This window comes from Nocardioides sp. (assembly GCF_036274455.1).
Lineage (GTDB): Bacteria > Actinomycetota > Actinomycetes > Propionibacteriales > Nocardioidaceae > Nocardioides.
Map to the genome: position 1 here is coordinate 46,746 of NZ_DASUFR010000069.1, position 18,270 is coordinate 65,015.

The following is an 18,270-nucleotide window of genomic DNA, read 5'->3' on the forward strand; positions in this document are numbered from 1 at the left end:
CGCTGTTCAGCCGGGCGGCAGGGGCAGATGATCCGGCCATGATCTCGATGTCGACCACGTCCCCGCGCGGCGTGAGCCAGGTCCGCACCACCGAGCGCTGGCTCGCCGTACTCGCGCTGCTCGTCACCGGTGGCATCCACCTCGCGCTCGTGCCCGAGCACTTCGAGGAGGCCACGTACGCCGGGTGGCTGTTCCTCGTCGACGGCCTGGCGGCACTGGCCCTGGCGGCGGTGCTCCTGGTCAGCGACCGGCGGTGGGTCTGGGTGGCGTCCGGCCTGGTGGCCGGCGCGACCGTGGCGGCCTACGTGCTGTCCCGCACCGCGGGGCTGCCACAGCTCGGTGACGACGTCGGCAGCTGGACCGACCCGCTGTCCTTCCCTGCGCTCGCCGCCGAGGTCACCGTCGTGGTCGTGGCGATCTCGCGGCTCAGCGGATCTGCATCCCGGAGATCGCGCGGGCGATGACGAGCCGCTGGATCTCCGAGGTGCCCTCGAAGATCGTGTAGATGCGGGCGTCGCGGGCCATCCGCTCGACCGGGTAGTCGCGGGTGTAGCCGTTGCCGCCGAGGATCTGCATCGCCTGCCCGGTGACCCGCACCGCGGTCTCGCCGGCGTACAGCTTCGACATCGAGCCCTCGGCCGAGTCGAACGGCTTGCCCTGCTTGGCCATCCAGGCCGCGCGCCACACCAGCAGCCGGCTGGCGTCGATGCCGGTCTTCATGTCGACCAGCGCGAAGGCGATGGCCTGGTTGTCGATGATCGGGCGCCCGAACTGCTCACGGGTCCTGGCGTAGTCGAGGGCGATCTCGTAGGCCGCCCGGGCGATGCCGATCGCCTGGGCGCCGACCGCGGGCCGGGTGCGCTCGAAGGTGGCCATCGAGGCGTTGGCGCCGCTCGAGCCGCCCTCGCGGGCCCGGGCCAGCCGAGCCTCGAGCCTGTCCTTGCCGCCGAGCAGGCACGAGCCGGGGACCCGGACGCGGTCGAGGACGACCTCCGCGGTGTGCGAGGCGCGGATGCCGTGCTTGGCGAACTTCTGCCCCTGGCTGAGCCCCGGCGTGCCCGGCGGCACCACGAACGAGGCCTGGCCCCGGGCACGCAGCTCCGGGTCGACGACCGCGGTCACGACGTGGACGTCGGCGAGCCCGCCGTTGGTCGCCCAGGTCTTGGTGCCGTTGAGCTCCCACTCGTCCTTGGCCTCGTCGTAGGTCGCCCGGGTGCGCATCGCTCCGACGTCGCTGCCGGCGTCGGGCTCGGAGGAGCAGAACGCCGCCACCTTGAGGTCGCCGGGTGTGCCGAACATCTGCGGCGCCCACTCGCCGATCTGCTCCGGCGTCCCGTTCGCAGCGACCGCCGCCGCCGCGAGCGAGGAGCCCACGATGGCCAGCCCGATGCCGGCGTCGCCCCAGAACAGCTCCTCCATCGTCAGCGGCAGCCCGAGCCCGGTCTCGTCGAAGCTCTGGGTGGCGAAGAAGTCGAGGGAGTAGAGGCCGATCCGGGCGGCCTCCTCGACCACCGGCCACGGGAACTCCTCGCGCTCGTCCCACTCGGCCGCGGCCGGGCGTACGACGTCCTCGGCGAAGGTGTGCACCCACTTCTGCAGCTCGACGTGGTCCGGGCCGAGCTCGAAGCTCGGTGTGGTGGGGGTGGCCGAGTCGCTCACGCCTCGAGGCTACCGACGGGTCACGCTCACCCGCCCGCGCACTTGTAACTGACTGTTCAGCACACTGTCATGCGCGAGTTCGCGCAGGGTGGATGGCAGAACAGTCAGTTACAAGCGTGCGTCAGCCAGCGACGACGTCGATCACACCCGCCGTGGCGCGCGGCATTGCCCATCGTGGCGGAGTCAGCGCGTCGCGCCCTCCGGGTCCAGCTCGGGCTGTACGTCGACGTCGCCCGCATCGGCGGTGTAGTCCGACGGCCGGGTCTGGTCGGCACCGGTCGCGACGCCGGCGGCCCGCAGGATCGGGGTGAGCACCAGCACCACGATCACGTTCAGCGCGAACGCGAGGACCGCGATGTAGACCTTCGTGGTGTCCGACCACGGCAGGTTCACCAGTGGTCCGCCGAAGTGGTCCTGGGTGGGCGACTTGACTCCGTAGGCCAGCCAGGTCCCCCAGGCCATGCCCGCCGCCCAGCCGGCGAACAGCGCCCATCGGTGGAACCACCGCGTGTAGAGGCCGCCGACGATCGCCGGCAGCGTCTGCAGGATCCACACGCCCCCCAGCAGCTGCAGGTTGATGGCGAAGTCCTTCGACAGCGCGAGCACGAAGACCAGCGCACCGAACTTGACCAGCAGCGAGACCACCTTCGACTGCCTGGCCTCCTGCTCGTGGGTGGGAGCGCGGTTGATGAAGGCCCGGTAGATGTTGCGGGTCCAGAGGTTCGCGGCGGCGATCGACATGATCGCGGCCGGCACCAGCGCGCCGATGACGATGGCGGCGTACGCGACCCCGGCGAACCACGCCGGGAACTGGTCCTCGAACAGCTGAGGCACCGACTGCTGCGGGTTGGTCACCTTGACCCCCGCGGCGACCGCGACGAAGCCGAGCAGGGCGAGCAGCCCGAGCAGGAAGGAGTACGCCGGCAGCAGCGACGCGTTGCGGCGGATGACCGACCGGCTGCGGGTCGAGAGGACGCCGGTGACCGAGTGCGGATACATGAACAGCGCCAGCGCCGAGCCGAGCGCCAGCGTCCAGTAGGCGTGGTGCAGCAGGTCTGACGGCATCGTCGCCTTGGGCGAGGCCTGACCGGCCGCGATCGCATCGGCGTTCTGGGTGTTGAAGTCGGAGAACGACTGCTCGACCGTGTCGAAGATGTGTCCCCAGCCGCCGATCTGGTGCGGGATGTAGATCACCGCGACGATGATGACGAGGTAGATCAGCGTGTCCTTCACGAACGCGATCAGCGCCGGGGCGCGGAGCCCGCTGGAGTAGGTGTAGGCCGCCAGCACCGCGAACGCGATGAACAGCGGCAGGTCCTTGACGTACCAGCTGTCACTGTCGCTGCCGATCCCCATCACCTGGAGCACCACCTGCATGCCGACCAGCTGCAGCGCGATGTAGGGCATCGTCGCGAGGATGCCGGTGAGGGCCACGGCCGTGGCGAGGGGCCGGCTCTCGTAGCGGCCCTCGACGAAGTCGGCCGGTGTCACGTAGCCGTGCCGGTGGCTGACCGACCAGAGCCTGGGCAGGAACAGGAAGATGATCGGGTAGACGACGATCGTGTACGGCACCGCGAAGAAGCCGACCGCGCTGCCGGCGTAGAGCGTCGCTGGCACCGCGATGAAGGTGTACGCCGTGTAGATGTCGCCGCCGATCAGGAACCAGGCGATGAAGGTGCCGAAGCCGCGCCCGCCCAGCCCCCACTCGTCGAGGCTGTTCAGGTCCTTGGCCCTGCGCCACCGCGCAGCGGCGAAGCCGAGGACCGTGACCAGCAGGAACAGGAAGATGAAGACGCCGAACGCGACGCCGTTCATCGCAGGGTCTCCACCGGGTCGTTCTCGTTCTCCGGGGGCCGCGGATCACTCTTGGTGAGCTGGTAGGCGGCGGTGGTGAGCAGCGCCGCGACCGGGATCAGCAGGAACTGGAACCAGAAGAAGAACGGGAAGCCCCAGAGATCGGGCTCGCTGCGGGCGTAGATCCCGACCAGCAGCGGCAGCACGATGGCCGGCAGGAGCAGGACGACCACGATGGTCCAGCGGGTTGACGACGACATGGAACACCTCCGAGAAGAGCGATGAGCCTCGCCGCCCCGCCCGGTCCCCACGTGCGGTCGGTCACAAACCTTCGAGGAGGTAGCAGACTCTCTCGGCGTGACGGATCTTTCCCGCTACGCCGACTGGACCTCCTGGCTCACCACGCAGGCCGAGGGGGACGACGACGTTCACTGCGTGTGGGTGGGCGGCTCCGCGGCGACCGGCGGGTACGACGAGTGGTCCGACCTCGACCTCGACGTGCTCTGCAGCCCGGGGACGTCGACCGCGGTCTACACCCGGTGGCTCGAGCAGGCCCGCGAGGACTTCGACATCCGGCACTTCTGGGCGGTCCCCGAGCACGTGTGGCCGGACGGCCGGCAGTGCTTCCTCGGCCTCCAGGACCGGCCCGGACTGCTGCTCGAGCCGACGCGGATCATCGACCTGCACGTCTCGGACCTGTCCGACAAGCACTCGCACCTCGACGTACGCCGGCACGGCACGCCGATCGTGCTGTACGACCCGGATGGGCTCATCCTCCTCGAGGAGGAGGACGTCGGCGCCTCGCTCGAGCAAGCGGTCGACCAGGCCAGGCAGCGCCGGTCCTTCGACGAGTGGCTCGTGAACCGCGCTCTCGCCCGCGGCCATGTGGCCGAGGCGGTCGACTTCTACCTGCGCTTCGCGCTCGGCTCGCTGGTGCAGCTCGTCCGCGCGCAGCACTGCCCGTGGCGCCACGACTTCAGGCTGCGATACCTCCGCGAGGACCTCCCCGCCGAGGTTGCCGACCGGATCGAGGAGCTGGTGCCCGGGGCGTCCACGGCGTCGCTGGAGGAGCTGTCGCTTCGGTGCTTCGCATGGCTTGACGAGCTGCTCGCCGGCGAAGGTCAGGCGCGGACCTCGCTCGGGCTGCGTGAGCCTGGATCCAGGCTGAGCTGAGTGGCGCTGACCCGCCAGAAGTCTTATGGCGGGTCAGCCGGGGAGGGCGGTCGGAGAGGACGCTCAGCGCCAGCGCGGGTGGCGGTCCCAGCGCTGCGTGGCGTACGCGCGGCGCGGGCCGCGGTGCCGGAGCACCACGAACCAGAACACCGCGAAGCCGAGCAGGAAGAGCGGGAAGTGGGCGATCGCCGAGAGGACGATCAGCACGGCCAGCACCACCAGGAGCGGGCCCGGAACCCCACGGCGAAACGGACGGACCCCGGCGTTCCAGTAGCGCTCGTCCGGCGGAGGTGTGGTCGAGACGGCGGCGTAGGGGCTGGGCAGGTCGCGGAAGATCGGCGCAACCTCGCCGCGGGTCTTGGCCGCCCAGACCTGCTCGAGCCGTTCGGCGTGCTCGTCGGCGGTGAGCCGGCCCTGGGCGAAGTGCTCACCCAGGTCGGCGGCGGCGGCCTCGCGCTCGGCGTCGCTGAGCCGGATCGACTGGTCGCTCATCGCTCCTCCTCCTCGTCGTCCTCCTCGTCATCGGTGACGCCGTCGGCGAGGATGCCGTAGAGCTTGCGCCGGGTCTCGACGAGCACGTCGATCGCCGCGCGCTGCTGAGACTCGGAGCCCGCGGTGACGATCTGCCACACCGCGCCCATGACCTGGCCGATCTCGGGCTTGAGCCCGGAGAACGTCGACTCGTCGCTGGCCGACCGGTCGAAGGGTCGCCACACCTGGGCGAGCTCGTCGGCGTGGTCGGCGACGTACTGGCGTCCCTCCTCGGTGAGCGTCAGCGTCTTGCGGCCGCGTCCGTCATCGGTCTCGAGGAGCCCCTCGTCCTGCAGCTGCTGGATCGTCGGGTAGACCGAGCCGGGGCTCGGCCGCCACGCGCCGTCGCTGCGCTCGGCGATCTGCTGGATGACCTGGTAGCCGTTGACCTGCTCGCCGCTGGCCTCGGCGACGCGCACGACGTCGAGGATCGCGGTGCGCACGTCGCCCCGGCGGACCCGGGGGCCGCGCCGCTGCGCGTGCATCGGGTCGAGGTTGAACAGCCCGGCCACCCACGGCGGCGGACCCTGTCGGCCGGGGCCGTCCCAGCCGCCGAAGTCGCCCCACGGGCCGCGGCGGCCTCCGCCGCGGCGCTGGCGACGTCCGGGCTCGTCGGGGCGAGCCCACTGTCTGTTGAAGCCTTGGTGTCCCATCGTCGGAACTCCTTCTCGTCGTATCTTGAAGAATGTCTGTGGTCTATCGCGGTTGTATCGCGATATATCGCAACCGTACGCCGATCGATCTGGTTGCGCAAGTGGATGGGTCACCGGATATCCGGCGACCCATCCGCTTCTATAGCGAGATCTCGGTACAGAAGCTCAGGGGTCCCCGGATATCCGGTGACCCCTTCACCCCGGGGCCGCTCAAGCGCACCAGCTACCGCGCCAGCCACTCCGCGTAGGCGTCGAAGGTGTAGGGCCGGCCGAGGAAGTCGGCGACCAGGTCGGCGGCGTCCTTGGTGCCGCCCGCGGCCAGGATCGAGTCGCGGTAGCGGCCGGCGACCTCGGCGTCGAACATGTCGTCCGGGTCGAAGGCGGAGAACAGGTCCTTGGCGATCACCAGCGACCACATGTAGGTGTAGTAGGCCGACGAGTAGCCGCCGAGGTGCCCGAAGTTGGCGTAGAAGTGGGTGCCGTCGAGGTAGCGCAGCGGCGAGTACTTCTCCTGCAGCTCGATCTGCCTCGCGGTCAGGTCTGCCGGACGCTCGGTGTGGAAGTAGTAGGACACCGCGGCGTAGAACATCTGCTGCCTGGCGAAGATCCCCTTGCCGAAGTCGTCGGCCGCGCGCATCCGGGCCACCAGGTCGGCGGGGATCGGCTCACCGTCCGCGTTGGTGGCGAAGGTCTGGAGCACGTCGGCGTCCCACGCCCACTCCTCGAGCATCTGGCTCGGGGCCTCGACGAAGTCCCACTCGGTCGCGACCCCGGCGAACCGCGTCCAGCCCACGTGCCCGCCGAGCACGTGGTGGAGCAGGTGGCCGAACTCGTGGAACAGCGTGACCACGTGGTCGTGCTCCATCAGGCCACGGCTGAAGTTGCACAGCAGCGCACCCTCCGGCAGCTGCCGGCCGGCCACGCCCTCGGTGATCGTGAACTGCGCGGCGTGCTTGAACTTGCCCTCGCGCGGGTGCAGGTCGAGGTAGATGCGGCCCAGGCTCTCACCGGCGTCCCCGCTCGCACTGTCGGCGGAGGTCGAATAGACGTCGTAGGCGGTCACGTCCTCGTGCCACGGGACGGCGTCCGTGGCCGACTCGTAGCGCAGCCCGAACAGCCGCTCGGTCACGTCGAGCAGCCCCTGCACGACCTTGTCGTAGGCGAAGTAGGTGCGCACCAGCTGGGCGTCGACGTCGTGCTGCTCCTTGCGGACCAGCTCCTCGTAGTACGTCGAGTCGGCCGCGTCGACCGGCCCGGCGTCCGGCCGGTCCTGCCGCACCCGCTCCATCACGACCGCGAGGTCGCGCTCCATGGGTGCCTGCGCCGCCTGCGCGATCCGGTCGATGAACTCCGGGATCGCCGGGCCCTTCTCGATCATCTTGACCGCGGCGTCGTAGGACGCCCAGTCGGAGTAGCCGACGAGGTTGGCGTACTCGTGGCGCAGGTCGAACAGCTCCTTGAGCAGCGGCTCGTTGGCGGGGTAGCCGCGCTCCAGTGACGCGACGGTGACCTGGCGGCGGATGTCGGCGTCGTTGACGAACATCCGGGCCGGCACCGAGTCGGGGTAGTCGGTGGTCACCGTGACGAGGCCGTCCTCGTCGGCCGGGTGTGCGGCCAGCCAGTCCTCCGGCATGCCCGCGAGCTGCTCAGGCGTCGCCTGCACGGTGCGTACGTCGTCGCGGATGTTGCGGCTGAACTCCTGGTCGATCGCGGTGATCCGCTCGCTGATCTCGGCCAGCCTGGCGCGGGTCGCGTCGTCCTGGTCCACGCCGGCTCGCCGGAACTCCTCCAGTGTCTTCTCCAGCAGGCGCGCCGCGGTCGGGTCGAGACCGGCCGGGTCGAGCGCGGCGAACACGTCGTAGAGGGCGCGGTCCTGGCGCAGCTCGGTGACCAGCTTGTCGACCTCGATCTCCGCCTCCTCGCACGCGGTCCGCACCTCGAGATCGGGGTGCGCGTTGGAGAGCAGGCCGCTGATCGCGCCGACGTTGCTGAGCTCGAGCGTCACCTCGTCCCATCGGCGCAGGACCTCCTCCGGCTCCGCAGGCGGGGCGGCACGCAGGCGGGCCACCAGGTCGCTCGCCGTGGTCAGCCCGGTCGAGGTGCGCTCGCGGACCCAGGCGAGGGCCTCGTCGGCGGTGGGCAGCAGCAGCGGGGACGGAGGCGTCATGCGACCAGCCTAGGAGCAGGCCGCGGCACCGCGCCCGGCCATCCACAACGATTCGGCGCGGGCCGGATCACGGAGATCCTGCGGGCGGTCCGGGTCCATCGGGCCGGCCCACCATCGTCCCAGCGTGCACGCCGGCAGGCCGACCCGTGAGGGCCGGCCTGCCACCTTCGAACGATCACCGCCAGCCCCGAGCCGGCTGCGGACCGGACCGGCTGGTTCAGGTGCTCGCTAGTGCTTGTGCTTGCTCTGGCTCACCTGGGTGGTGAGGGTGACCTTCGGCGCGCCCGATCCGATGTGGGTCGCCTTGACCTTGAAGTGCAGCTGGCCCGCGACGAGCCTGCTCACCTTGACCACGATGAACGTCGAGCCCTTGGTGATCTTGACCTTGAGATGGTGCACACCCCTGGCAGCCACGACGTGGCCGCCCTTGGTGATCTTCAGGCCGCTGATCTTGAACTTGTCCAGCGGGCTCGTCCACGTGAGCGCGAGCTGAGCGGTCTTCGACCTCTTCGAGATCGGGACCGTGTGCTGCTTGGACTTGCCCTGCTTGAGGTTGTCGGTGAACGTCTTCGGTGCCGACTGGCAGGTGAGCTGGGTCTCGATCTGGTTCATCACCGACTGCAGCGCCGAGGAGTCCGGGAGCGGGTAGTAGGTTCCGCCGGTGTCGGACGCGATCTGCTGAAGCCTGGCCTGGTCCTCGGGGAGCGTCAGCCCGGCGCTGAACCCGATGACGTAGGTCGGGGTCTGCGGCGGCGCAGGGTTGAGGTGGGCGTTGTTGTATGCCCCGGCGTTGTGGCCGCCGTCGGTCAGGAAGATCCGTGCCTGGGCACTCGGGTTCGCCGAGCGGGCGGTCCCGAAGGCGAGGTTGTAGTCCGTGCTCCCGTTGTCGGCCTGGACCAGGGTGTCGAGAGCGGTCTTCATGGCGGCGGCGTTGGGGCCGACCGCTTCGGCGGGGAAGACGACGTCCGCCGTCGTGCCGAACTCGATCGCGCCGAGGGTGGTCCCGTCGTCGAGCGCGTTGATGAGCAGATCCATCGCCTGGACGCGCAGCCGGTTCGGGTCGGTGGAGAACATCGATCCCGAGTCGTCGATGATCGCCTCGATGTTGGTCGCCGGGGTGCACGGCGCCGCGGCGGCCGAGGCACCCGCCGGACTGGTCACCGCCGGGACGACGAGTGCGGCGGAGACGAGTCCCCCCGCGACGAGAGCTGCGCCACGCGCGACTGGACTCATGACGGTCCCCCTGACTCGGCCAAGGCTGGCCACTCCCGCATCGTCCCGAGAGGCCTCGGCAGGTTCATCGCCCGAATGCGGTACTACCCCGAACGGTTCGGCCGGCGGTCAGCCCAGCTGCCCCCTCCTCCTCGTCAGGTAGGCCCGCTCGGCCTCGTTCTCGGTGAGGGCCAGCGCTGCGTCGTACGCCGCCCGCGACTCATCCGACCGGCCGAGCCGGCGGAGCAGGTCGGCGCGGGTCGCGTGCCAGGCGTGGTAGCCCTCGAGCGGGAGCCGGTCCACCTCGGCCAGCGCGACCTCGGGCCCGTCGAGCTCGGCCACGGCGACCGCGCGGTTGAGCGCGACGATCGGAGTCGGCGCGAGGGCGTAGAGCTGCGCGTACAGCGCCGAGATCTGCGCCCAGTCGGTGTCGGCGGCGGTCGGCGCGTCGGTGTGCACCGCGTTGATGGCCGCGAGCAGCTGGTAGTGGCCCGGCCTCGCCCCTCCCGATGCATGGAGTGCCAGGCACTCGCGGACCAGGGCATGGCCCTCGGCGATGAGCGCTCGGTCCCAGCCGCCGCGGTCCTGCTCGTGGAGGGGGACCAGCTCGCCGTCGGCCACCCGGACCGAGCGGCGGGCCTCGGTGAGCAGCATCAGCGCCAGCAGCCCGGTCACCTCCGGGACGTCGGGGAGCAGGGTGCGCAGGATCCGGCCGAGCCGGATCGCCTCGGCGGTCAGCTCGTCGCGGATGGGGGACGCGTCCGCCGACGTGGACAGGTAGCCCTCGTTGAAGACCAGGTAGAGGACCGCGAGCACCCCGCTGACCCGGTCGGCGAGGTCCCCCGCCGATGGCACCCGGTAGGGGATCTTCGCGACCGCGATCTTCTTCTTCGCGCGCGTGATCCGTTGGGCCATCGTCGTCTCCGGGACCAGGAACGCCTGCGCGATCTCGGCGACCGTGAGACCGCCCAGCAACCGCAGAGTCAGAGCCACGCGGGCCTCGGGCGCGAGGGCCGGGTGGCAGCAGGTGAAGATCAGCCGCAGCCGGTCGTCCTCGACGATTCCGACCGGCTCGTGGGGGGTGTCGTCAGCGATCATGAACGCCGCCTTGTGCTTGGCGTCGCGGTGGGACTCGCGGCGGATCCGGTCGATCGCCCGGTTGCCTGCCGTGGTGGTGAGCCAGCCTCCGGGGTTCGGCGGGACGCCGTCCTTGGGCCAGCGCTCGACGGCCGCGAGCAGCGCCTCCGCCGCGGCGTCCTCGGCGATGTCGATGCTGCCGAAGCGCCGCGTCAGCGAGGCCACGATGCGGCCGTACTCCTCGCGGTAGATCCGCTCGATGCCGGCCTGGGTGGAGTCCTCCTCCGCGATCACGCAGGCATGTCCTCGAACGGCCTGACCTCCACCGCGCCGACGCACGCCTTGGACGCCTCGGTCGCCCACTGCAGCGCGGCGTCGAGGTCGGGCAGCTCGAAGACCCAGAAGCCGCCCAGCCACTCCTTGGTCTCGAGGTAGGGGCCGTCGGTGACGACGGGCGCGTCGCCGGTGTTGTCGACGACGGTGGCGAGGTCACCGGGCTGGAGCCCGCCGGCGAACACCCAGATGCCGGCGTCGCGCGCCTTCTGGTTGAAGGCGTCGACGGCGTCGAACATCGGCTGGATCTCTTCCGGGGAGCGGGCGTAGTCCGCGGGGCCGCTGTGCACGCTGAGCAGGTACTGGGTCATCTCGGTCTCCTCGTCATCCTGATGGGTCGGGGCGGTCCGGTGGCCGCCTCAACCTCACCACGAACGGCGCCACGACGAAACGACAGCCCGCCCGAAAAGTCGACCGGCGAGGCCGGGACCCCTGACGGTGGCCGGCCCTAGGGTCCTGAGGCATGGAGCAGCCGACGTACCCCTATCTCTCCAACACCGTGCTCGGGACGCCCGATCCCCAGGGGCTGGCCGCGTTCTACCTCGACCTGCTCGGCTGGCGCTACCGCGACGAGGACCACTCCGACCCGACCTGGGTCGTGATCAAGCCGACCAGCGGCGGGACCGGCCTTTCCTTCCAGCTCGAGGAGGAGCACGAGCCGCCGCAGTGGCCGACCAGGCGCGGCGCGCAGCAGATGCAGCTCCACCTCGACATCGGCGTGGCCGACCTCGACGCCGAGGTGGCCAGGGCCGAGGGACTCGGTGCGCGGCAGGCGCAGTGGCAGCCGCAGGACGACGTCAGGGTCATGCTCGACCCGGCCGGCCATCCGTTCTGCCTGTTCGCGCCCGGGGGCTGAGAGCGCACTCTTCCGTGGCAGCCGAAAGGCTGTCCGGGCGAGCTCCTTGCCTCTAGCGTCGGCCGACATGACCGACTGGGGTGCGTTGTACAAGGAACACGTGGTCGATGTCAGCGCGCTGGCTTCGGACCTGACCGACGACGAGCTCGCGACCGTCGTGCCCGCGACGCCCGCCTGGACCGTGCGCGAGGTGCTGGCGCACCTGGCCGGCGGCGCCAGCGACGCGGTGACCGGACGGATGGACGGCGCCCCCGGACCGGAGTGGACCTCGCGGCACGTCGGCGAGCGGGCCCGGCTGCCGGTCGCCGAGGTCGTCGACGAGCTGCGCTCGCGCCAGGATGCGGTCGCGGAGTCCGTCGTCGGCAACCCGGCGCCCGCCCTGGTCTGGAACATCGTCGTGCACCACGCCGACCTGCACGAGGCGCTGGACCGTCCGATGCTGGCCGAGCCGCTGTGGCGGCCCGTCGTCGACGCCCTCGCGCCCCGGCTCGCTCCCGCGGTGGTCGAGTCGGTGCCGGCGTACGAGGTCTTCCGCGCCGCGTTCTCCCGCCGGTCGCGCCGGCAGATGCAGGCGTGGGGCACCGGTCTCTCCGACGAGGAGCTCGACGACATGTGCATCTTCGGCCCACGCGAGGACGACCAGCCCGTCCCCGCCTGAGCCGACTCGTCTGCGAGGTGACCGCTGGAGGACCAGGTCAGACCACGGACGGATCGTCGATCCGGTCGTAGGCAGTCTCGAGGTGCTCGGCGGGCACCAGCCACTCCTCGCCCTCCACGCCGCGCAGCACCCACTGTCCGGGCCGCGCGGTCTGGGTGCCCTCGAGGCTGTGCACGACCTCGCCGGGCCGAGCCCGACGGCCCCGGATCTCGCCGGTCCGGCGCCACCGGTCGCCGTCGACCGACTCATGGGTCCGCTCAAAGATCGACGGCGAGATCGACCGGGTCGAACCGTCGTCGTCGATGACCTCCCAGTCGCCGGCGTTGGCGTGCATCACGGTGCCGTCGGACGTGGTCCACGTCCACGGCTCGTTGCGGCGTACGGCGCGCACCTCGCCGCGGCGGCGGAACCGCACCCACGTGGAGTAGGGGTCGTCGATCGAGCGGTAGCCCAGGGTCTCGAGGAGGGCCAGCGTCTCGAGCACGCCCTTGCGGGTCTTGTCCCGGCTCTCGTCAGAGAGCGCGTCCCAGGGCAGCAGGTCGGGGTGCTTGCGGGCCTGCCGGTCGCGGGTGGAGCCCCAGGTCCAGTCGTTGCGGTGGAGGTGGGTGAGCCACGACTCGTGCTCGCGGCGGGCCATCTCGTCGAGCTGCTCGGGGCTGGGCGGGGACGCGGTCCGGCCGCTCGCTCCCCAGGAGCGGCCGACCGCGACCGCGGAGCCGAGCACGGTCAGCACCTGGCGCACGTTCGACTCGCGGTAGAACGGCGCGAGCTCGTTCCAGGGGCGCCGCGCGGGGTCGTCGGGGTCGGGGTAGTCGCGCACGTACTTCTCGTGCACCAGGCGGGCGATCCGCTCCCAGCTGTCGACGGGCCGGCCCGTGCCGGCATCGAGCGTCGTGCCGAACGCCCGCACCTGTGCCATGAGCGGGTCCGCGCCCAGGCCGATGACCTCGGCGTGGCGGGAGTAGACGAGCAGCCCGGGGTGGGTCGCGCCGAGCCGGGCGGCCAGCCGCTGGTCGGCGACGCTCACGTCGCCGCTGAAGACCAGCGCCGGTGCGACGTACTCGTCGACGGCCGAGGCGACGACCTCGTCCAGCTCGAGGCGGGTTTCGGCGCGGACCCGGTCCAGGCGGCTGTTGCCGAACCGGCGCTGGGAGAGGACGTGCTCCTCGAGGACCTGGTCGGCGCTCTCGCCGACGATGGTCACCCCCGCCATCGCCGGCCGGCTCGGGTCGAGCTCGTGCTCCCGGCCGCGCTGGGCGAGCTCGGCGACCACGGCGAAGGTCAGGTCGGACTGGCCGGCGAGCAGCACCTGGTCGACACCTCGCTCGACCATGTGGTCGACGAGGAGCCGCGCGGTGACCTCGTTCTCGCTGATGGTGTCGACGATCCAGTCAGGGATCCGGTCCAGGTAGCGGCGCCGCCAGTCCTCGGCCTGCCACGCCTCGTCCATCCGGATCAGCGCACGCACCGGGTGGTTGCCGGGGACCGCCCGGCGGCCGTCGGTCGCGGTCTGCACCACCGTCATCAGCCGCTGCGACTCGGTGCTGTCCGAAGCGAGCACCGCCAGCCGGCTCAGCGCGTGCCGGCGCCCGGGCCGGCCGAGGAGCCGGTCCATGGTCTCGACCCGTCGCGGGTCGGTGACCACCACCCGCCAGCCCGCTGCCCGAGCCTGGCCGACCCAGGGTGCCAGCGGGTCGTTGGTCACCACCGCAAGCGTGTGCCGTCCGGCATCGGCAGCCAGGGCCGGCAGCAGCGACGCCGACGTGGTGTCCGCGCCCAGCACCAGCGAGAGCCGGGGCGACCACCGCACCCGGACCCGGTCGACCTGGGTGCGCAGCAGCGCGGTGACTGCGCTGGTGAAGGCGACCAGCAGCACGAGCAGCTGGGCGAGCCTGGCGAACTGCAGGGCCAGCGGAACGCCACCGATGTCGCAGCTCGTCGTCTCGGGGTTGAACTGGTCGATCGCGTAGTTGTTGGTGATCAGCCCGACGACCCGGGTGATGACGCTCCAGCCCGCGCTCAGCTTCTCGTCCGGACAGGCGGAGTACGACGGGATCGCCAGCGCCACCACGGTGAGGATGCCGAGACCGAGCAGCACGACCGCGAACGGCCGGTTGGTGCGCCGGTTGACCCGCACCCAGGTGAGGAACGCCGTCCCCCCGGCGAGGACCTGGACCAGGATCGGCCACCACGCCTCGGGGTCGCCGTAGGCACTGAGGAAGCCCGGCAGCTCGACGTACACCGCCGCCGCGAGGAGCGCGATGCCGAGGACGTAGATCGCCCCGGCGACGCGGATCACCCAGTGCGCCAGGTCGGTCCGCCTGGCCGCCGCGGCCGGGGCGGACGTGGAGCTCACGGCAGGATCGTAGGTGCCGCCGGCCACTCAGCCAGGGTCAGCCGCGCAGCTCGGCCAGCACCTTCTCCAGCCGGCGGGCCCGGGTCTCCGGCTTCCTCGCCTCGGTGAGCGAGCGAGCGGCCTCCTTCTGACGCGTGAACGACCACGTCTCCCACGTCGCGCGCGCGGCGGCGTCCCGGTCGCGCTCAGCGGCCAGGTCGCTGCCGCGGGGCTCGCTGGAGCACACGTCGGCCACCCCCGGGAACGTCGCGGAGCGGGCGGTCCCGAGAATGGTGACGTGGTGGACCTGCGGAGCCTGGTGGCCGACACCAGGCCCCTCCAGGAGCGGCACTTCCGGCGGCTCTGGATCGCCAACATCATCACCGTGGTCGGCGCGCAGCTGACCATCGTCGCGGTGCCGGCGCAGATCTACGCGGCGACCGGCTCGTCGGCGTACGTCGGGCTCACCGGCGTGTTCGGCCTGGTGCCGCTGGTCGTGTTCGGGCTGTACGGCGGAGCGCTGGCCGACGTCTTCGACCGGCGCACGATCCTGGTGGTGACGACGCTGGGTCTCATCGGCACCAGCGCGCTGTTCTGGCTGCAGGCAGCACTGGGCGGCGCGAACGTGTGGCTGCTGCTCTGCCTGTTCGCCGTGCAGCAGGCCTTCTTCGCGGTCAACCAGCCCACCCGCAGCGCGGTGCTGCCGAAGATCCTGCCGCTGACGCTGCTGCCGGCCGCGAACTCGCTCAACATGACCGTCTTCCAGGCCGGGGCGATCGGCGGACCACTGCTCGCCGGCGTCCTGATCCCGGTGACCGGGCTGGCGTGGCTCTACCTGATCGACACGGTCACGCTGTTCGCGACGCTGTTCGCCGTCGTGCGGCTGCCGCCGCTGGCGGTCGCCGACGCCGCGATCCAGGCGCCGGGCGTCCGCGCGGTGGTCGAGGGGTTCGCCTACCTGCGCCACCAGCCGGTGCTGCTCATGTCCTTCGTCGTCGACCTGATCGCGATGATCTTCGGGATGCCGAGGGCGCTGTTCCCCGAGATCGCGCACATCGACTTCGGTGGCCCCGACGAGGGCGGCCTGGTCTTCGCGCTGCTGTTCGCGGCCATCCCCGCCGGCGCGGTGGTCGGCGGCGTCTTCAGCGGGTGGGTGTCCCGGGTGGAGGCGCAGGGCCGGGCCGTCATCGTGTGCATCCTGGTCTGGGGCGTGGCGATGGTCGGCTTCGGCCTCGCCGTCGGGCTGGCCGAGCGCGCCCCGACGACCTTCCTGGTGCTGGCGCTGCTGATGCTCGTCGTCGGAGGGGCGGCCGACATGGCGTCCGCGGCGTTCCGGACCAGCATGCTGCAGAGCGCGGCCGACGACGCCATGCGCGGCCGGCTCCAGGGAGTCTTCATCGTCGTGGTCGCCGGCGGGCCGCGGATCGCCGACGTGCTGCACGGGGTCGCTGCGGCAGCGGTCGGCACGGCGGCGGCCGCGACCGGAGGTGGCGTCCTCGTGGTGGTCGGGACCGTCGTCGCCGCGCTGGTGGTGCCGTCGTTCGTGCGCTACCGGGTCACCCGCTCGTGACCAGGCCGCGCACGTAGGACGCCTGGCCGGCGTGCTGCATGTCGTCGTTGACCACGCTGACCAGTCGTACGCCGAGCGAGACCGGCGGGTCCCACCGTTCGTCGACGATGCGGTCGAGGTCGTCGGGCGTCAGCTTCGCGACGTAGGCGACGGTCGCGTCGTGGACCGCCTTCACGTAGTCGGCCAGCAGCTGGGCGGAGGCGCGCACGTGGCCGACGTCCTCGCTGCTCATGCCGAACCCGGTGGCGGAGGAGTCGAAGGGCAGGTCCAACCTGGACACGAAGTCCTGCGCGGTCCACACCTGCTCGGTGCCGGCGGCGTCCGCGACGTGGTCGTCCTGCACGCGGGCCAGGTGCCAGACCAGCCAGGCGACCGAGTTGGCGTCGGCGGCCGGTCGCGCCGCGAGCTGCTCCTCGCTGAGCCCGTCGACGGCGGCCGTCGCGGTCTTGAGGATGCGGTCGAAGGCGTCGGTGAGGAGCTCGGCTGGCGTCATGGCAGTCGACGGTAGCCCGCGGTCCGTGACGGATAGTCCCAGACCTTTCCAACACCACTCGCGCTCCACGCCGGTGAGAAAGGTCTGGGACTATCCCGACGGAGAGGGCTCCTCCCCTCGCAGCCGGGCCAGCCTCTGGGTCAGCAGTGGGAGGCGGTGCGCGTTGTCGGCGAGCGCCAGGTATCGCTCGCCGTACTGGTGGAGCAGCGCGTCGTCGAGCCGGCGGACGGCGCCGGGCGGGTAGCGGTAGGCCATCCTGGTCCGGATCTCGTCCTCGTCGGTGGCGCGCAGGACGTCGGACAGCTCCACCAGGGTGGTGATGCCGAGCTCGGGGAGCAGGCCGGCGATCCACGAGTAGTGGTCGGTGCGTGACCAGCCGGCGTCGGCGTACTGGCCGGCGAGGAACGCCGCCAGCTCGCTGGGGGTGATCCGCGGACCCTCGTCGCCGGCCCCGGCCGGAGCCGCGGCCCGCAGCCGGTCGCGGATCGCGGAGAACTCCTGGTCGGCGAGCTCGAGCAGCCCGGCGGCCAGGGTGAAGCGACGGTCGAACTCACTGGCGTGCTCGGCCGGCACGGTGCCCTTGTAGCGGATGTCGTGCTCGAACTCGGCCCAGGCGTGCTGCAGCACAGTGCGCACCTGCACCTGGACCACCCGGCCCTCGATCTCGACCTGGAGGTGCCGGCTGGCGTAGCCGAACCGGCCCTGGCTCGCGGTGAGCTCGCCGAGGTCGCGGTCGTCGAGCACCCGCAGCTGGGCGCCGAGCAGCCCCGCCACCGCCTCGACGTCGTCGCGCACGTAGGTGATCACGCGCAGGCCGAGCTGGTCGCCGATGTCGGCGAGCGGGTCGGGATAGAGCAGCCGGCCGTCCTCGGTGCGCGACGCCTTCTCCGCGAACGACGCCACGCCCTTGGCCCGGCCGTCGATCGTCAGGTAGTTGATGCCCGCCTCGTCGAGGATCTTCCGGACGAGCGACGCCGCCCTGGCCGCGGCCTCGACCAGCTCGGGGTGCCGGTCGGCGTACTCCTGGATGGCCCGCTGCACCGGGTCCTCTCCCACGGCGACCGGATGGCCGAGCGACGGCGTGACGATGATCCCGGTCTCGGCGTCGCCGTAGGACGTCATCCGGTCGGGGTGCCGGTCGGCATACCACGCGACGTAGGCGCAGACCACCGCGTCGACCTGGTCCTCGACCACCCGGAGCTGGCTCTTGCGGGTGGCGCCGTCGACGGCGGCGCGCAGCAGCGACCACTCGTCGCCGGTCGTGACGACGCTCTCGACGTACCGCATCAGCTGGACGAGCTGGGAGCGCAGGTGCGCCAGGTCGCGCCCGACCTTCTGCTTGTAGGTGAGGATCTTGTCCAGGCCGAACAGGGCGACGAGCGCGGCATGCGGATAGACCTCGAGCGCGGTCTCGTGGATGGTCAGGCCCAGCCGCTCCGCGACCCGGGCACCCCGGGTGCCGTCGGCGAACTCCGGCTTCCCGGTGTTCGACGGGTGCGTCCCGGCGTCGAACCTCCGGAAGTCGGCGCTCAGCTGCTGCTCGGCCGGGCGGGACCCGGACCCGTTGACGACCACCAGCGGTGCGTCGATGCCCGCGAGCACCCGCCCCTCGGCGTACGGCGCGAGCGCGGCAGCGATCTCGTCGTCGGTGCGGACCGCCGAGACGTGGCGCAGCACGCAGCCGTCGTCGAGGACGGCGACGCCTGTCGGGTTCTTCTCCGCCCAGGCCAGGTCGATGCCGAGGTACGTCGTCAATGGG

Annotated in this window: 18 protein-coding genes; 5 read left to right on the plus strand and 13 right to left on the minus strand. The window is 71.4% G+C overall.

The window, feature by feature from the left end:
* Window positions 1-38: 38 nt before the first annotated feature.
* Window positions 39-464 (plus strand): hypothetical protein, encoded by a 426-nt coding sequence (locus tag VFV89_RS06465; RefSeq protein ID WP_329705094.1) that lies wholly within the window; start codon window positions 39-41, stop codon window positions 462-464.
* Here the strand turns inward: VFV89_RS06465 and VFV89_RS06470 are convergent.
* The 3 genes from VFV89_RS06470 to VFV89_RS06480 all read right to left on the minus strand — a co-directional run bounded on the left by VFV89_RS06470 (window position 427) and on the right by VFV89_RS06480 (window position 3,713).
* Window positions 427-1,659: an acyl-CoA dehydrogenase family protein gene (locus VFV89_RS06470; RefSeq protein WP_329705095.1), complete on the minus strand. Its 1,233-nt coding sequence runs from the start codon at window positions 1,657-1,659 to the stop codon at window positions 427-429. The genes VFV89_RS06465 and VFV89_RS06470 overlap by 38 nt on opposite strands.
* Before the next feature lie 183 nt (window positions 1,660-1,842).
* On the minus strand, window positions 1,843-3,474 hold the full coding sequence (mctP, locus tag VFV89_RS06475) for a monocarboxylate uptake permease MctP (protein ID WP_329705096.1): 1,632 nt from the start codon (window positions 3,472-3,474) through the stop codon (window positions 1,843-1,845).
* On the minus strand, window positions 3,471-3,713 hold the full coding sequence (locus tag VFV89_RS06480; RefSeq protein WP_329705097.1) for a DUF3311 domain-containing protein: 243 nt from the start codon (window positions 3,711-3,713) through the stop codon (window positions 3,471-3,473). Before VFV89_RS06480 ends, mctP begins: the two co-directional genes overlap by 4 nt.
* A gap of 97 nt (window positions 3,714-3,810) precedes the next feature.
* Here VFV89_RS06480 and VFV89_RS06485 point away from each other — a divergent pair, with 97 nt between their 5' ends.
* On the plus strand, window positions 3,811-4,626 hold the full coding sequence (locus tag VFV89_RS06485) for a hypothetical protein (RefSeq protein ID WP_329705098.1): 816 nt from the start codon (window positions 3,811-3,813) through the stop codon (window positions 4,624-4,626).
* Between the two features lie 63 nt (window positions 4,627-4,689).
* Here the strand turns inward: VFV89_RS06485 and VFV89_RS06490 are convergent, their stop codons facing one another.
* From VFV89_RS06490 to VFV89_RS06515, 6 genes are all read right to left on the minus strand, one after another.
* Window positions 4,690-5,118, minus strand: a complete 429-nt coding sequence (locus tag VFV89_RS06490; protein WP_329705099.1) for a DUF1707 domain-containing protein — start codon at window positions 5,116-5,118, stop codon at window positions 4,690-4,692.
* Window positions 5,115-5,810 (minus strand): PadR family transcriptional regulator, encoded by a 696-nt coding sequence (locus VFV89_RS06495; protein WP_329705100.1) that lies wholly within the window; start codon window positions 5,808-5,810, stop codon window positions 5,115-5,117. The genes VFV89_RS06490 and VFV89_RS06495 overlap by 4 nt, the downstream gene beginning before the upstream one ends.
* 223 nt (window positions 5,811-6,033) lie before the next feature.
* Window positions 6,034-7,977, minus strand: a complete 1,944-nt coding sequence (locus tag VFV89_RS06500) for a M3 family metallopeptidase (protein ID WP_329705101.1) — start codon at window positions 7,975-7,977, stop codon at window positions 6,034-6,036.
* 228 nt (window positions 7,978-8,205) lie between these two features.
* A complete protein-coding gene (locus tag VFV89_RS06505; protein WP_329705102.1) occupies window positions 8,206-9,210 on the minus strand; it encodes a vWA domain-containing protein in 1,005 nt (334 codons plus the stop codon).
* A gap of 108 nt (window positions 9,211-9,318) precedes the next feature.
* Entirely contained in the window at window positions 9,319-10,557 is a 1,239-nt protein-coding gene (locus tag VFV89_RS06510) for an RNA polymerase sigma factor (protein WP_414690353.1), read from the minus strand.
* Entirely contained in the window at window positions 10,557-10,910 is a 354-nt protein-coding gene (locus VFV89_RS06515; protein WP_329705104.1) for a YciI family protein, read from the minus strand. The genes VFV89_RS06510 and VFV89_RS06515 overlap by 1 nt, the downstream gene beginning before the upstream one ends.
* Before the next feature lie 152 nt (window positions 10,911-11,062).
* Here VFV89_RS06515 and VFV89_RS06520 point away from each other — a divergent pair, with 152 nt between their 5' ends.
* Window positions 11,063-11,455: a VOC family protein gene (locus VFV89_RS06520; protein ID WP_329705105.1), complete on the plus strand. Its 393-nt coding sequence runs from the start codon at window positions 11,063-11,065 to the stop codon at window positions 11,453-11,455.
* A gap of 67 nt (window positions 11,456-11,522) precedes the next feature.
* On the plus strand, window positions 11,523-12,113 hold the full coding sequence (locus tag VFV89_RS06525; protein ID WP_329705106.1) for a DinB family protein: 591 nt from the start codon (window positions 11,523-11,525) through the stop codon (window positions 12,111-12,113).
* A gap of 37 nt (window positions 12,114-12,150) precedes the next feature.
* On the opposite strand, the gene VFV89_RS06530 is transcribed toward VFV89_RS06525, so the two are convergent.
* Window positions 12,151-14,469, minus strand: coding sequence for a RyR domain-containing protein (locus VFV89_RS06530; RefSeq protein WP_329705107.1), 2,319 nt, complete (start codon window positions 14,467-14,469; stop codon window positions 12,151-12,153).
* 37 nt (window positions 14,470-14,506) lie between these two features.
* Window positions 14,507-14,704 carry a YdeI/OmpD-associated family protein gene (locus VFV89_RS06535; protein ID WP_329705108.1) on the minus strand — a complete coding sequence of 66 codons (198 nt, stop codon included), beginning with the start codon at window positions 14,702-14,704 and terminating at the stop codon, window positions 14,507-14,509.
* Between the two features lie 42 nt (window positions 14,705-14,746).
* Between VFV89_RS06535 and VFV89_RS06540 the strand changes: the two genes are divergently transcribed.
* Window positions 14,747-16,018: an MFS transporter gene (locus VFV89_RS06540; protein WP_329705109.1), complete on the plus strand. Its 1,272-nt coding sequence runs from the start codon at window positions 14,747-14,749 to the stop codon at window positions 16,016-16,018.
* Here the strand turns inward: VFV89_RS06540 and VFV89_RS06545 are convergent.
* Window positions 16,005-16,511 carry a mycothiol transferase gene (locus VFV89_RS06545; protein WP_329705110.1) on the minus strand — a complete coding sequence of 169 codons (507 nt, stop codon included), beginning with the start codon at window positions 16,509-16,511 and terminating at the stop codon, window positions 16,005-16,007. The genes VFV89_RS06540 and VFV89_RS06545 overlap by 14 nt on opposite strands.
* Window positions 16,512-16,601: 90 nt before the next feature.
* On the minus strand, window positions 16,602-18,266 hold the full coding sequence (locus VFV89_RS06550; protein WP_329705111.1) for a DUF429 domain-containing protein: 1,665 nt from the start codon (window positions 18,264-18,266) through the stop codon (window positions 16,602-16,604).
* Window positions 18,267-18,270 lie beyond the last annotated feature (4 nt).

What these genes read in the sequence shown, in the direction of transcription:
- VFV89_RS06520 (WP_329705105.1), top strand. Translation starts at nt 11,063, where the DNA reads ATGGAGCAGCCGACGTACCCCTATCTCTCCAACACCGTGCTCGGGACG.
- VFV89_RS06490 (WP_329705099.1), bottom strand. Translation starts at nt 5,118, where the DNA reads ATGAGCGACCAGTCGATCCGGCTCAGCGACGCCGAGCGCGAGGCCGCC.
- VFV89_RS06505 (WP_329705102.1), bottom strand. Translation starts at nt 9,210, where the DNA reads ATGAGTCCAGTCGCGCGTGGCGCAGCTCTCGTCGCGGGGGGACTCGTC.
- VFV89_RS06500 (WP_329705101.1), bottom strand. Translation starts at nt 7,977, where the DNA reads ATGACGCCTCCGTCCCCGCTGCTGCTGCCCACCGCCGACGAGGCCCTC.
- VFV89_RS06525 (WP_329705106.1), top strand. Translation starts at nt 11,523, where the DNA reads ATGACCGACTGGGGTGCGTTGTACAAGGAACACGTGGTCGATGTCAGC.
- mctP (WP_329705096.1), bottom strand. Translation starts at nt 3,474, where the DNA reads ATGAACGGCGTCGCGTTCGGCGTCTTCATCTTCCTGTTCCTGCTGGTC.
- VFV89_RS06545 (WP_329705110.1), bottom strand. Translation starts at nt 16,511, where the DNA reads ATGACGCCAGCCGAGCTCCTCACCGACGCCTTCGACCGCATCCTCAAG.
- VFV89_RS06515 (WP_329705104.1), bottom strand. Translation starts at nt 10,910, where the DNA reads ATGACCCAGTACCTGCTCAGCGTGCACAGCGGCCCCGCGGACTACGCC.
- VFV89_RS06480 (WP_329705097.1), bottom strand. Translation starts at nt 3,713, where the DNA reads ATGTCGTCGTCAACCCGCTGGACCATCGTGGTCGTCCTGCTCCTGCCG.
- VFV89_RS06495 (WP_329705100.1), bottom strand. Translation starts at nt 5,810, where the DNA reads ATGGGACACCAAGGCTTCAACAGACAGTGGGCTCGCCCCGACGAGCCC.
- VFV89_RS06465 (WP_329705094.1), top strand. Translation starts at nt 39, where the DNA reads ATGATCTCGATGTCGACCACGTCCCCGCGCGGCGTGAGCCAGGTCCGC.